We start from the raw sequence: 13,452 nt of genomic DNA, 5'->3' as shown, positions 1-13,452 counted from the left end.
CCACGCCGGAGGTCAGGTCGCGGGCTCCAGGTGGGAGCATCTCTTCCGGAACCAGACGGTCTTGGCGGAGCCTTCGGGAGAGGGCTGGACGCCCCACTCGTCGCTGAGGGCTTCGACGATGGTCAGGCCCCGGCCGTGCTCGGATTCGTCATCGTCGCCGGCCGTCCGCTCGGGGCGTCCGGCGCCGTGGTCGGTGACCTCCGCGCACAGCGTCTCTCCGGACATCCGCAGGGTGAACTCGATCGGCGGCAGGCCGTACAGGACGGCGTTGCTCAGCACCTCGGTCGTGGCCAAGACGATGTCGTCGGTCAGCTCACCCGCTCCGGCGAGCTCCCAGGTGGTCAGCGTCTGCCGGATCATGGTGCGCACGTCCGCGAGGATCGTCAGATCCCGGGGAATGTCCCAGTACGCGGCGCGGTGACCGTCCGGATTGCCGATCATGCTGTTCCTCGTCCGTGGCGTTATGACGTCGATGACCATACTCTGTCCACGTTTGGGGTGTTCGGCGAGGACGACGATATCGGCGATTCGATGTCAAACAGCAACGAACGGGCAGCAGTGTCATCGTCGGCCGACGTCGGCCGGCAGGGGCGTGGAGAGGGCCCACGAGCGCTCCGCGCCGGCCGGGTCGACGGGTCGCAGCGGCGGAGGGCGAAGTCCGGGGCGGTCAGGGGATGAGCAGTCGCTCTTGGTCCTGTGGAGGCGTCCCGCCGTGCCAGGGCAGCACGCGGCCGAAACGGACGAGTTCGCCGTAGAACACCGAGTCGATTCGTTCGGAGAGCACCAGGTCGAGGATGGGTCGCGCGGCCTGTGCCGGCGTCCGGGCCTGGCTGAAGTCGCTGAACCAGGGCCGCGACAGCGGGGTGTCCACGAGCCCGGGGCAGACCGCCGCGATCAGGGTGCCGTGCGGCAGGTCGCCTGCCCGCCGCCGCGCCGCCACCGCCCGCACCGCGGCGACCTGGCCCACTTTGGACGGCACGTTGAGCCAGCGCGGCCAGCCCTGTTCCTCGGCCGTCCCGGCGTGGACGGCGGCGCGCCAGGATTCGACGGCCTTCTCCACCTCGTCGAGCGATGCGCCGTCGAACAGCGGCCGGAGCCGGGGATTCAGGTGGCCGAGCGTGCCCAGCGAGCTGGCCACGACGATGAGCCGCCCGCCGGGACGCAGCACCGCGCCGAACGAGCGCAAGATCGCGTGCGTGGCGCCGTTGGCCACGTCGATGAACTCGTCGGTCTGCTCGGACTGCGGCCGGTCAGGGGTGAGCAGGGCGCTGGCGTTGGACAGCACGATGTCCACACCCCCGTGGCGCTCGCCGAGTTCGGCGGCCAGTGCGGCGATGGCGCCGGCGTCGGCGACGTCGAGCACCCGGCCTTCCACCCTGCTCCTGGTGCCGGGGGACTTGGCGGCACGTGCGGTGGCGTCCGCGACCCGCCGGGGGTCGCGTCCGGTGAGCAGCACCAGGTCGTCCGGGCCCATCCGGGCGGCCAGCCCTTCGGCGAGTGCGAAGCCGATTCCCTTGTTGGCCCCGGTGACCAGGGCGATACGCGCGGATTCCATGCCGCCCAGGCTAGGAAGGTCCGGGCCATGCGGCCAGCGAAAGTTACGCACACCTGCTATGCCTTGAACTCATGGACTTCACGAACGTCTCGCTCACCGCGCTGCGGGTCTTCCGCGAGGTGGCCGAGCGAGGCACGTTCACTTCGGCGGCGGCCGCGCTGGGCTACACCCAGTCCGCGGTGTCCCGCCAGATAGCCACGCTCGAACGGGCGGCGGGGGCGCCGTTGCTGGAGCGGCGCCACGACGGGGTGCGGCTGACCGCCGCCGGGCATGTGGTGCTGCGCCGGGCCACGACGGTGCTGGACCAGCTCAGCGCCACGGCGCGCGAGCTCGCCGGCCTGCCCGCCGAGGCCGGGACGGTGCGGGTCGGCTGGTTCGCGAGCGCGGGCGCCGTCCTGCTGCCCCGGGCCATCGCCGCGCTGCGCCGCACCCACCCCGCCATCACGGTCACCAGCCGGGAGGGCAGCACACCCGCGCTGGTCCGCGCGCTGCGGGCCGGCACCGTCGATCTCGCGCTGCTGGCCTCGTCGCCGCCGTTCCGCCCGCCCGACGCCGAGTCGCCGGCGCTGGTACTGCGGACGCTGACCGAGCGCAGCCTGTGCCTGGCGGTGCCCGCCACCCATCCGCTGGCCCGGCGTGACTTCGTCGACATCGCCGACCTGCGTGGCCAGCGCTGGATCGCCGGCCCTTCCTCCGGTGAGGAGACGCTGATGGGGGTCTGGCCCGGGCTGGACGAGCGACCCGAGATCGCGCATACCGCCCGCGACTGGCTGGCCAAGCTGCACCTGGTCGCCGCCGGATGCGGAGTGACCACCGTGGCCCCTTCGCTCGCGCCCGCGGCGCCCCAAGGAGTGCGGATCCTGGCGGTGCGCGGCGGCCCGCAGGAGCAGCGACGCATCATCCTTGCCCGGCTCCCGCACCCGCTGACGGAGCCGGTCGCCCACCTCGCCGACGCCCTGCGCGCCGCGGCGCTCGACGCGGCCACGCCGATGTAGCTCTCCCCGGCCCGGCCGGATGTGCCGGCCTCCTTGGTGGCCGCTTGCTCGGGCCGTCAGTTGAAGGCGTCGGGGTCGGGGCCGGTGCGGGTGCCTCTGTCGAGGGTGGCGATCGCTGCCATGTCGTCGCCGGTGAGCGCGAAGCCGAAGATGTCGAAGTTCTCGCGGATGCGTTCAGGGGTGACGGACTTGGGGATGACGACGTTACCGAGCTGGATGTGCCAGCGCAGGACCACCTGGGCGGGGGTCTTCCCGTGCCGTCCGGCGATCGAGGTGATCACCGGGTCCGCCAGGAGCGCGCCCTGCGCGAGCGGGCTCCAGGCCTCGGTGGCGATGCCGTGCTCGGCGTGGAAGCCGCGCAGTTCCGCCTGCTGGAGGTAGGGGTGCAGCTCGATCTGGTTCAGGGCGGGGACGACCTCGCAGTGGTCCATCAGCCGCCGCAGGTGGGCCGGCTGGAAGTTGGACACGCCGATGGCGCGCACCCGGCCGTCGGCGTACAGCTTCTCGAAGGCCCGCCAGGTGTCGAGGTAGCGGTCTTTGGCCGGCGTGGGCCAGTGGATCAGGTACAGGTCGAGATATGCGAGCTGGAGTCTCGCCAGGCTCTCCTCGAAGGCCGCGAGCGCGGAGTCGTAGCCCTGCGCGCTGTTCCACAGCTTGGTCGTGACGAAGACCTCTTCGCGTGGCAGGCCGGACTTGGCGAGGGCGAGGCCGACGCCCCGCTCGTTGCCGTAGATGGCGGCGGTGTCGATGCTGCGGTAGCCGGTCTCCAGGGCCGTGGTGACGGCGGCGACGGTCTCCGCCTCCGGGATCTGGAAGACCCCGAAACCGAGCTGCGGTATCCGCACGTCGTTGTTGAGCGTGATTTCGGGTACGGGTGACATGGTCATCGCCTAACTGGTCGCTTCGAAGATCTTCGGGGACGCGTGCGCGCCGGTTGAACTCCCCATTAAGCGGCGGGATGAACCGCTCATACAGGTAAAGAGCGGTGATGCGCCGCGGCCGCATCTTCCCGCCAGATCGCGCGCGGCGTTACATCGCAGCGACGGTAGTTGCGTACGCCGCCTATTGCAAACGCCCGCATCCAGCGTGGGTATTCGTGTCGCGGGCCCGCACGACGTTCAGCGGGCCATGGGGCTCCTGGGCGTCACCGGGACAGACCTCGCAGAGGTCCGTCAGCCCACGGGCTCCTGGGCGGGGGCGCGGGTCCGCATGGCGTGCTCGACCAGGGTGACGAGCACGTTCTTGCTCGACTCCTTCTCCCGGGCGTCGCACAGCACGACGGGGGTGGCGGGCCCGAGGTCGAGCGCCATCCGGATCTCCTCCACGTCGTAGCGCCTGGCGCCCTCGAAGCAGTTCACCGCGACGATGAACGGCGTGCCGCGCCGTTCGAAGTAGTCCACCGAGGGAAAGCAGTCGGCCAGGCGGCGGGTGTCCGCGATCACCACGGCGCCCATCGCGCCGAGCGCCAGCTCGTCCCACACGAACCAGAACCGCTCCTGGCCAGGGGTGCCGAACAGGTACAGCACGTGGGCGTCGCCGATGGAGATGCGGCCGAAGTCCATGGCGACGGTGGTGGTCTTCTTCTCCTCCACCCCCGACAGGTCGTCGACGCCGGAGCCCCGGTCGGTGAGCAGCTCCTCGGTGCGCAGCGGACGCGTCTCCGACACCGAGCCGACCATGGTCGTCTTGCCCGCCCCGAACCCGCCCGCGATCAGGATCTTGATCGCCGTGGGCAGCTTCACGCGCGCCGCCTCGCCCTCAGAGCGTACGGAGTCCATTGAGCACCGCCTTGTAGGTTTCCAGGTCGAGAGCGTCCGTCTCCCGCGCGGGCTCCTGGATGGCGACGACCCCTCTGTCGGCGAGGTCGCCCAGCAGGACCCGGATGGTGCCGGCCGGCAGGTCGAGGTGGGCGGCGATCTCGGCGACGGACAGCGGCCGTTCGCAGAGCCTGACGATGGTGTGATGCTCCGGGCCGAGACCGGGCTCGGCCGGGGACACCGATTTCGTGGTCACCACGAGGGTGATGAGGTCGATCTTGCCCCGGCTCGGCTCGGTGCGGCCACGCGTCATGACGTACGGGCGGACGATGCGCCCGGCCTCGTCGTCGAGCCACTGCTCCTCGGCGGGGTCGTCGGAGAGGTGCGTCATGTGGCGCCCTCCTGTCTGGTGGGGGCGTTCTCCGATCGGGCGGGGGCGGTGAGGTACTGGCCGACGCGTTCGACCAGCATGGCCATCTCGTAGGCGACCAGGCCCACGTCGGCGTCGTGGGCGCACAGGACGGCCAGGCAGGCGCCCTCGCCCGCCACGCTCACCACCAGGTACGCCGACTGCATCGCGATGATGGTCTGCCGTACGGCTCCGCCCTCGAACCGCTCGCCGGCCCCCTGGGCCAGGCTCTGGATCCCGGCCGCCACGGCGGACAGGTGCTCGGCGTCGGCCTGGCCGAGACCCCGCGAGGCGGCCAGGAGCAGGCCGTCGGTGGAGAGAACGATCCCGTGCTCGGCTTCCCTCACCCGCGTGACCAGGTCATCGAGCAACCAGGCCAGGTCGGCGGGGGAACTCGTCCTTTGCATCACTCGCTGTCCTCTTTACCGGCTCACACGGTTCACTAAGTCGGGTACACGATCTCCGGCGTTCACCTGGAACACGGTGGCTCGCCGGGTCACTGGGGCGGGGTCGGCGGCTCGTCCTCCCGGATCGGGGCGCCCGCCGGCCGGCGCGGCATCCTGGCGGCCTCGGACCGGCCGCGCTCGGTGCCGCTCTGGAAGGAGCCCATGAGCCGTCGCAGTTCCTCCGGCGAGAGCCCGTCGTCACCGCCCGCCTCCTGGCCGGCCGGGGGTGAGGGCGGCTGTTCGCGCAGCTCGGGGGCCAGGTGCGCCTGCGCGACGCGGCGAGGCAGGCCGGACGGCGTGTAGCCGGGCTCCGGGTCGGGCGGGTCGGGCGGGAGCGGCTGGGCGGGGGCCCGTTCGGGGACGGGGATCTCCTTCCAGAGCGGGACCGCCGTCAGCAGGGGCGGCCGCTCCTCCTCGCGATCGCCGGCCCACACGGAAACCTCCTCGGTCATGCCGTGCCTGCCGTGCCGCGACTCCGGCGGGCCGGCCGGTGGCGCGGCCTCGGGCAGGACGGCGGGCAGGGGCCCGGTCGCGGGCCCGATCTCGGGGTCGTTGTCGGACTCGATCAGCTCGCGCGGTATCAGGACCACGACGGTCGTGCCGCCGTACGGAGAGGCCTTCAGCGTGACCTGGATCCTGTGTCGCGCCGCCAGGCGGCTGACCACGAAGAGTCCGAGCCGCGGCGTGCCGGTCAGCTTGAACTCGGGCGGGTCGGCGATGCGCGCGTTGGCGGCGTCCAGCTCCTCGGAGGGCATGCCAAGACCGCGGTCCTCGATCTCGACGACGTAGCCCCTGGCGACCTCCTGGCCGCTGACCTGCACGGACGCGTACGGCGGCGAGAAGGAGACCGCGTTCTCGATCAGCTCGGCGAGCAGGTGGATGACGTCGCCGATGGCCCGTCCCGCCAGCTCCGCCTCGCCCATGGGCATCATGGTGACCTGGGTGTAGTCCTCCACCTCGGCGAGCGCGCCGCGTACCACGTCGACCATCGGCACCGAGCGCCGCCAGGCGCGGCCGGGGGAGGCGCCGGACAGGACGATGAGGTTCTCGGCGTTGCGCCGCATGCGGGTGGCCAGGTGGTCGACGCGGAACAGGTCGGCCAGCTCGCCCGGCTCGGTCTCCCGCCGCTCCATGGCGTCGAGGATGGCGAGCTGCCGGTGGACCAGCGACTGGGTGCGCCGCGCCAGGCTGAGCAGGATGCCCCGGTAGCCGCGCCGCAGCTCCGCCTGCTCGACCGCGACGCGGATCGCGGTCTCCTGGACGGTGTTGAACGCCTGGCCGACCTGGCCGATCGCGTCGTTGCCCACCGCGAGCGGCGGCGCCTCGGCCGCGACGTCGACATCGTCACCTCGGCCCAGGCGCTCCACCACGCCCGGCAGCCGCCGGGCGGCCAGTTCGAGGGCGGCGGCCCGCAGCTCCTCCAGCCGCCGCACCAGGGCGCGGGCGGTGGTGATGGACAGGACGATGGAGGCGATGACCGCCAGCAGCCCGAGGCCGCCGGCGAGCGCCAGGCGGGCGATGACGCCGGCCGCGATGGGGGTGGCGCGCTCGACCAGCGCGTCACCGCCGGACTCGATGAGCTGGTCGACGCGGGTGAGGACCTGTCCGGTGGCGGCCTTCCAGCGCTCCGCGTCGATCGAGAGCACCTCCGGCCCCGCGGAGGAGATGAGCTGGTCCTCAAGGCGGCGCAGCCGGTCGAACGGCTCGCTCTTCGCCAGCCGGTCGTAGGAGGCGCGGTCGGCGGGAGGCAGCTCGGCCGCGGCCTTGGCCATGAAGAACCGCTGCGCGCCCACGGTCTGGGTGAACATCGACTGGTCGGCCCCCGTGAGACCGCCCGCAGCCAGGGCGCCGGCGGCCAGCGCGTCCTCCTGCGACAGCAGCTCGTTCGCCCGGCTCAGCTCGATGAAGGTGCGGGTGTCCTTGGCGAACCCGGCGTCGTCCAGGGTGGCCATCGAGTCGTAGATCCGGTACAGGGAGTCGATGACCTGGGTGATCGTCGTGGCGGCGCGGACGCGGTCCACCCTCCCGGCGTCCACCTGCTTGCGCAGGGGAGCGAGGACCTGCAGCTGCCGGTAGGCCTCGTCGATGCGCCGGTTCAGCGGATCGCCCGCCGCCCGCCGCACGCCGGGGTCGGTGGCCTGCCGGCGGAAGGCGGCGATCGCGCTCTCGGTCTTGGACCGCTGCGCCGCCAGGGCGCCGCGCTGCCGGGAGCCGGAGGGGTCGGCGAGCAGGGTGACGGTGAGCCGCCGCTCCCGCTGCAGCTCGGCCCGCACCCGTTCGGCGGGCTGGGCGACGCCCGAGTCGAGGGTGGACACCCATAGGACGTTGAGCCCTTCGCGCAACGTCACCCACGCTGCGAAGCCCCAGAGGGCGACAAGTGACACGATCAGCGCCGTGACCTTGGTCTGGACACGCGGGTTTCGGAAGCGCATAACTCCATCCCTGGCGAAAGTCAGGAACCCGCCTCAACCGTTCACGGCTAATAACGAAATTTGTGGAGCTATGTCGTTATACGACGCCGTATCACGTGGCAGGGCGGTATATGACCGCAACACCCTGAGGAACCCTAGCACGATAGGAAATAAGCCGACGACTGGCAAGTGTCATATTTGGAAAGATGTCCAGTTTGATTCCCCCTTTTAAGAAGGAGCCTCATGTTTACCGACGAGTGAATCCCGATGTGCCGGGACCGCGAGGTCGCGCTGGGCGAGGTGGAGCGCCCCGAGAACGGCCGCCTTCACGATCGCCACCGGCAGGTAGAGATCCTTGTCGTGCCACATCGGCGGATCGTCCGGCCGTTCCGGCGCCCCCGGTCGCGCCGACCCGAGCAGGTAAGCGCGACCGCGCGCCACGGCCTCCCTCCGGACCGCTTCCCTCAGGGCCTCGGCCGGGTCCTCCTTGGTCAGCAGCAGGAGCTGCACCGCGTACGCGGTCTCCTCGGCCGTCCCGCGCCACAGGCCCCAGGAGCCGTCGGCCCGCTGCGTGGACAGCACCCAGCGCACGGCGCGCCGGACGGCCTCACGCGACTCCGCGCCGCCGAACCCGTCGAGCGCCAGCGCGCAGCACGCCGTCGCGTAGTACGGCGAGGCGTGCCAGCGGTCCTGCCAGCTCCCATCGGCGCGTTGCCGGTCGCGCAGCCAGCCCGAGAGCGCCGCCATGGCGTCCTGGTAGCGTGCCCGCGCGCCGGGACGCGCCACCACGTACTGCCCGAACGCGTCCAGCACGTGGGCGTTGACGGTCGTCGAGGATCCCTGCTCGCCCTGCCACGTGCAGAAGTGGGTGCCCGCGTGGAAGCTCCAGAGGCTGTCGGGCTCGCGCGGCTCGCCGAGCAGCGCCAGCGTGTACAGCGCGACCGAAGTGGTGTCGGCGTCCGAGGGCAGCCCCGGACCGGCCGGCAGCCCCGCGGGGCCGAGCCCGTCGCACAGGCTCGCCACCAGCTCGTCCGGCACGGTGACCGGGACGCCGGCCCGGACCAGCCAGCTCAGCACCCAGCTCCGCTCGAACGCGCTGATGGGCACGGCACATGACACCGGCCCGCCGTACGGCGCCGCCGCGGCCTCCAGGTGGATCCGCGCGGGATGCTCGGGATCCAGGGCCCCGAGACCGCCGAGCCACGCGGCGGTGGCCGCCGGGGAGGCTCCCACCGTCCCGGCCGGGGTGGGGCGCACCGCGGGGGCCTGGAACGCCGCCTCGCCCGCGACCTCCAAGGCGTGCAGCAGCTTCTCCGGCAGCGGGGCGCCCGACCTCAGGCGCGAGCGGATCCGCTCCAGCGGCCCGCCGTCCAGCCCCTCCGGCAGTGGCAGCCGCGGAAACCCCGCCCACGTGCCCGGCCCCTCCACGGAGGGCGTCTCCGCAAGGGGAGTATCGCCGAGATCGTCGAGGCGGCGGTTCACCGAGGCGACCAGCGAGGGCACGATGAGCTCGATCGCCGGCAGGTCGGGAAGCCGCGCGGCGGAGGGTGCTCGCGACCACCGGAACAGCGCGCGCAGCCCCCTCCCGGCGCAGGCGGCGACCGCCGGGAGGATCGGCACACCCTGGTGAACGTGGACGTCCGGTGCGTTCGCCGCGCCGCGGACGCACCGGACGAGCTCGGCGAGCAGTGCCTCGGTCGCGCTCAGCGTCGGGACCAGGCTGTAGTCGGCGTGCGGGCCCCAGCCGCCGTCCGGTCGCTGGGTGCCCATGAGGTACTCCAGCCGCTCGTGGTGCCCGGCGAGCCAGGGGGCGAGAGCGACCAGCCGCCCGGTCTCGTACACCGAGGGCGAGGAGTCGCCCCACGGCCGCGCGACCAGCCCGGCCAGCAACGCTCCCGCCTCGGCGGCCACGTCCACGGCCTGCGGAGCACCGATGGACGAGGTCAGGTCGTGCGGGTTCACAAGGAGCCCCAGTAGTCGGCCAGCCGGTAGAAGCCCGCGCAGAAGTCCATCTGGCGTTCCAGATATCCGGCGACGTGCGGGTGGGCCGCCCGGAGCGGGGCGATCAGCTCCCGGCTGTGGCGGGCGAGCCCGGCGATGTGCCGGTCCACCTCCTCGCGCGTCACGCCGAGCATCAGGGCGTTGAGGTCGCCCCACTTCACGTCCCGCTCGTAGGTTCCGAGGTCGTTCAGCAGGCGGACCACTCGTTGCACCGCCCGGCTCGCCTCCCAAACCCGGGGCAGGTCCCACGTGCTCGCGAGCCCGCCGGTGTGGATGAGGTGGGAGGTGAAGGCGAAGGAGAAGCCGAGGTTGTCGGCGTTCTCCAGGTACTCCTCGAAGGAGGGGGTCACGTCCGAGTCGCGCCACTCCCGCTCCCGGCGCATCCCCTCCAGCATGCGCGCGAGCTCCGCCCGCCAGACCGGACCCAGGGTGGCGAACGCGGGCGCCGCCGTGAGCTCCTCGCGCATGTCGGACAGGAAGCGGGTGAGATCGTCACCGGGCACCGGGTCGGCGCCGTCGGCCACGGCCAGGCACCGGCGGGCGATGTCGTCCACCTCGCGGGCCGAGGTGGCGACGTAGTCCACCAGCCAGTCCAGCCCGAACGCCCACAGGCACGCCTTGTTCGCCATGCGCAGTTGCGCCGCGCCGAACCACGGCCCGCTGAAGGCCATGGCCAGGGACAGGGTGCTGGACAGGGCCGCGTCGAACGGCTCGGCGGAGAACAGCCCGGGGTACTCGGCCAGCCACTCCTGCATGTGCCGCTGGGACTGCCCGGCGACCGCGCTGATCGTCCCGGCCCGCGTGGCGTCCGGCCACGGATCGGCCGCGGCGGCGACGGCGACGGCGGGGCGACCGCCGGAGCGGGAGAGGGGAACGGGACCGCCGGTGTCGTTCACGGCGCCGGCCGTCATCGCAGCCCTCGGGCGGCGCGCGGTACGGGCCGCAGTCGCAGGCCGACCGTGCCACGCGGGCGCAGCAAGGCGGTGCGCGCCGGGGTGAAGGGCCCGCCGCCGAGCGGGGCGGGGCGGAACCGGTTAAGGATGGCGGCCACGATGAGCGGCGCGTCCATGTGGAACAGGTGCTGGCCGAGGCACTGGTGCGGGCCGCCGCCGAACGGGAAGTACGCGTAGCGGTGCCGGCGCCGCGGGACGTCGGGGGAGAAGCGCTCAGGGTCGAACTCCAGGGGCCGGTCCCAGAACTCCTCGAGCCGGTGGGTGGCGTAGGGGCTGATCAGCACCATCGACCCGGCCTTGATCCGGGTCCCGCCGATCTCGTCCGCCTCGACGGCCATGCGCGGGAACAGCCAGCCCGCCGGGTACAGCCGCATCACTTCCTGGAGCACCATCTTCGTGTAGCGCAGCTCCGGGACGTGCGAGGGGAGGGCCGGTCCGTCCCCGACCACCTCCTCGATCTCCGCGTAGAGCCGGGCGGCCACCTCGGGATGGGCGTCCAGCACCGGCCAGAGCCAGGTGAGCGTGGTGGCCGTGGTCTCCGAGGCCGCCGCGTAGACGCTGACCAGGTCGTCGCGGATCCGCCGGTCGTCGCGGCGATGGCCGTCGGCGTCCGGGCGGCAGAGCGCGGAGACGACGTCGACGCCGTCATCGGCCCGCGAGCCGTCCTTGGCTCGGTGGATCACCGGGAACACCACGTCGTCGATCGTGGCCACGGCGTCCATGAAGGCCCGGTCGCCCGGCAGGCGTAACCAGTACGGCATGAAGGGCGTGAGCAGCCGGAACGTGACCGCCGCGTCGGCAGTGTGGTAGGCGGATATGAGGCGCTCGCTGTCCTGGCGGGAGACCCGGTCGCCGAACAGGACCCGCACGACGCTCTGGTTGACGATGGCGGCCATCTCGCGCGCCGCGTCGATGGGCGCGCCCGAGCGCGCGGCGCCGTCCAGTTCCGCGACCCGCTCGTCGATCGTCTTCGCGATCGTGCCGGCCAGCGAGGCGATGTACTGCGCGGTGAAGAGCGACTGCAGGATCTTCCTGCTCGACTCCCAGCCGGGGCCGTCGCCCAGGATGCCGTCGCCGAGCAGGCGGTTCAGCGGCCGCCAGAACATGCCTTGGCGCGCGTATTTCGGAAAGCCGCCGCGCAGGACGTGCTGGACGTGGTCGGGGTGGGTGACCAGGTAGGGGCGGAACGGGCCCAGCTTCAACCGGACGATCCCGCCGCGGGCCCGCATCCCGGCGTCGGCGAGACCGTTCACGGGATCCCTGACGATCCTCGCCATCATCGGGGACATACGGATACCTTCCTGACTCACTGCGACTGCCCGGTACACGGAGCGGACAAGAGCCGCGAATGCGACAATCGGCTACTCTCGTGGCAAAGCGGTACGTGATCAATGAACTATCACGATCACCTGACTCATAGCAAGCCTTTCTGTCAACATGTCGGGCGTTTGTCCGCAAATGGCCATCACTGCCATGTCCGATGCACGACGGGCGCCTCCGCACCCCGAGCGGTGGTCCGGAGATGCCGCGAGACGGGTGCCACCTGAGCTAGTCTCGCCACGATTGACGGGATACGTCGGGGAGCTGAGCGCCGTGGAGCCAGTGTCGGTAGGTCTGATCGGAGCCGGACCGTGGGCGGAGGCCGTGCACGCCCCGACCCTCGCCGCCGGCCCCCATACGCGGCTCGCCGGCGTCTGGGCCCGCAGGCCGAGGGCCGCCGCCCGCCTCGGAGTCCCCGTCTACGAGCGCATCGAGGAACTGTTCGACGTCTGCGAGGCCGTCGCCTTCTGCGTGCCGCCCGGGGTGCAGGCCGAGCTGGCCGTACTGGCGGCCAAGGCCGGCAAGGCGCTGCTGCTGGAGAAGCCCCTCGCCGCCGACCTCGACGGCGCCCGGCGCCTGGCCGACGCCGTGGGCGAGTCCGGCGTGGCCTCCCAGATGGTCCTCACCTTCCGCTACTCCGCCGCCACCAAGGCGTTCCTCGAGCGCGTGCGCGCCATCCAGCCGTTCGGCGGGTACGCGCTCAACATCTCCGGAGCCCTGCACACCATCGACTCCCCGTGGCGGCAGGAGCGGGGAGCCATCCTCGACGTCGGCCCGCACATGATCGACATGCTGGACGCCGCGCTGGGGCCGATCACCGGCATCCGCGCCCACGGGCACACCCTCGGCTGGGTCGGCCTGATGGTGGAGCACCAGAGCGGCGCGGTCAGCGAGGCGTCGCTGACCATGGCCGCCCGCCTGGAGCACGGCTCCTCGCACGTGGCCGTGTTCGGCCGCGAGGGAACCGAGGTCCTCGACGGCGGCGACCTCGGCTACGACGTCTTCCCCGACATGGTCGCCGAGTTCGCCCAGACCGTGCGCCGCGGCGGCGGCCACCCCCTCGACGCCCGCCACGGCCTCCGCCTCCAGGAGATCATCGCCGCCGCCGAGTCCCAGCTCGCCTGAAGCCCGCCCGGCCACGGATGCGTGCGCACGGCAGGGAACAGGCCCGCATGCTCAGGTCGGCAGCCGGAGACCATGGCCGGGCACCGCCTGTAAGGGGACACCGGATCACACGCGCACCCGAGATCTGGACGGCCATGAGACGTTCCGCTACGAGCTGTCGTCCCGGTATCTGTTCATCACCCAGCGAGGACCGGACTTCCCCGCCACGGTGCTCACGGGCGACATGCTCGCTCTGGACTGCTGGGCCACCGAACTGCACGCCTCCTTCCAGCAGACGCGCAGGCTGCGCCTGCAGCGGGCCAAGGACCTGCCGCTGTCGGCGGCGCCGACGACGGAGGAGGTCCGGACGCTCTTCGCACACCTTGAACTCGCGCTTCCGGACGAATACGCCGACGACGGCATAGACGAGATCATCAAGATGGCGCTGGGGAACGCCGACCCCTACCAGAAGGCGGCGAGATGGGGATGATCGCCGGGCGC

General features: G+C 72.0%; 13 protein-coding genes. 3 read left to right on the top strand and 10 right to left on the bottom strand.

Features of this window, described 5'->3' with window-relative positions; genetic code table 11:
- Positions 1 to 12: 12 nt before the first annotated feature.
- Both MYF83_RS08110 and MYF83_RS08105 read right to left on the bottom strand, forming a co-directional pair.
- The gene (locus MYF83_RS08110; RefSeq protein ID WP_248959573.1) at positions 13 to 441 is read right to left on the bottom strand and encodes an ATP-binding protein; all 429 of its coding nucleotides are present in this window, start codon (positions 439 to 441) and stop codon (positions 13 to 15) included.
- Positions 442 to 667: 226 nt separating this feature from the next.
- Positions 668 to 1,555 (bottom strand): SDR family NAD(P)-dependent oxidoreductase, encoded by an 888-nt coding sequence (locus MYF83_RS08105; RefSeq protein WP_248959572.1) that lies wholly within the window; start codon positions 1,553 to 1,555, stop codon positions 668 to 670.
- A 71-nt stretch (positions 1,556 to 1,626) separates the two neighbouring features.
- Here MYF83_RS08105 and MYF83_RS08100 point away from each other — a divergent pair, with 71 nt between their 5' ends.
- Positions 1,627 to 2,550, top strand: a complete 924-nt coding sequence (locus tag MYF83_RS08100) for a LysR family transcriptional regulator (protein WP_248959571.1) — start codon at positions 1,627 to 1,629, stop codon at positions 2,548 to 2,550.
- A gap of 56 nt (positions 2,551 to 2,606) precedes the next feature.
- Here the strand turns inward: MYF83_RS08100 and MYF83_RS08095 are convergent, their stop codons facing one another.
- The 8 genes from MYF83_RS08095 to MYF83_RS08060 form a co-directional block, all read right to left on the bottom strand.
- On the bottom strand, positions 2,607 to 3,431 hold the full coding sequence (locus MYF83_RS08095; RefSeq protein WP_248959570.1) for an aldo/keto reductase: 825 nt from the start codon (positions 3,429 to 3,431) through the stop codon (positions 2,607 to 2,609).
- A gap of 291 nt (positions 3,432 to 3,722) precedes the next feature.
- Positions 3,723 to 4,328, bottom strand: a complete 606-nt coding sequence (locus tag MYF83_RS08090; RefSeq protein ID WP_248959568.1) for a GTP-binding protein — start codon at positions 4,326 to 4,328, stop codon at positions 3,723 to 3,725.
- Complete coding sequence (locus MYF83_RS08085; protein WP_248959567.1) at positions 4,309 to 4,698, bottom strand: DUF742 domain-containing protein; 390 nt, start codon at positions 4,696 to 4,698, stop codon at positions 4,309 to 4,311. Before MYF83_RS08085 ends, MYF83_RS08090 begins: the two co-directional genes overlap by 20 nt.
- A complete protein-coding gene (locus MYF83_RS08080) occupies positions 4,695 to 5,123 on the bottom strand; it encodes a roadblock/LC7 domain-containing protein (RefSeq protein WP_248959566.1) in 429 nt (142 codons plus the stop codon). Before MYF83_RS08080 ends, MYF83_RS08085 begins: the two co-directional genes overlap by 4 nt.
- Positions 5,124 to 5,212: 89 nt before the next feature.
- Positions 5,213 to 7,594 carry a sensor histidine kinase gene (locus MYF83_RS08075; RefSeq protein ID WP_248959565.1) on the bottom strand — a complete coding sequence of 794 codons (2,382 nt, stop codon included), beginning with the start codon at positions 7,592 to 7,594 and terminating at the stop codon, positions 5,213 to 5,215.
- A gap of 207 nt (positions 7,595 to 7,801) precedes the next feature.
- Entirely contained in the window at positions 7,802 to 9,535 is a 1,734-nt protein-coding gene (locus MYF83_RS08070) for a prenyltransferase/squalene oxidase repeat-containing protein (RefSeq protein ID WP_248959564.1), read from the bottom strand.
- The gene (locus MYF83_RS08065; protein ID WP_248959563.1) at positions 9,532 to 10,485 is read right to left on the bottom strand and encodes a terpene synthase family protein; all 954 of its coding nucleotides are present in this window, start codon (positions 10,483 to 10,485) and stop codon (positions 9,532 to 9,534) included. The genes MYF83_RS08070 and MYF83_RS08065 overlap by 4 nt, the downstream gene beginning before the upstream one ends.
- Positions 10,482 to 11,816 carry a cytochrome P450 gene (locus MYF83_RS08060; protein WP_248959562.1) on the bottom strand — a complete coding sequence of 445 codons (1,335 nt, stop codon included), beginning with the start codon at positions 11,814 to 11,816 and terminating at the stop codon, positions 10,482 to 10,484. The genes MYF83_RS08065 and MYF83_RS08060 overlap by 4 nt, the downstream gene beginning before the upstream one ends.
- 313 nt (positions 11,817 to 12,129) lie before the next feature.
- On the opposite strand from MYF83_RS08060, the gene MYF83_RS08055 reads away from it, so the two are divergent.
- Both MYF83_RS08055 and MYF83_RS08050 read left to right on the top strand, forming a co-directional pair.
- Positions 12,130 to 12,972, top strand: a complete 843-nt coding sequence (locus MYF83_RS08055) for a Gfo/Idh/MocA family protein (protein ID WP_248959561.1) — start codon at positions 12,130 to 12,132, stop codon at positions 12,970 to 12,972.
- A 223-nt stretch (positions 12,973 to 13,195) separates the two neighbouring features.
- Positions 13,196 to 13,441, top strand: coding sequence for a hypothetical protein (locus MYF83_RS08050; protein ID WP_248959560.1), 246 nt, complete (start codon positions 13,196 to 13,198; stop codon positions 13,439 to 13,441).
- Positions 13,442 to 13,452: the final 11 nt, after the last annotated feature.

Origin of the sequence: Sphaerisporangium perillae (genome assembly GCF_023276435.1) — a bacterium.
Taxonomy (GTDB): domain Bacteria; phylum Actinomycetota; class Actinomycetes; order Streptosporangiales; family Streptosporangiaceae; genus Sphaerisporangium; species Sphaerisporangium perillae.
This window is presented reverse-complemented; position numbering and strand designations above follow the sequence as displayed.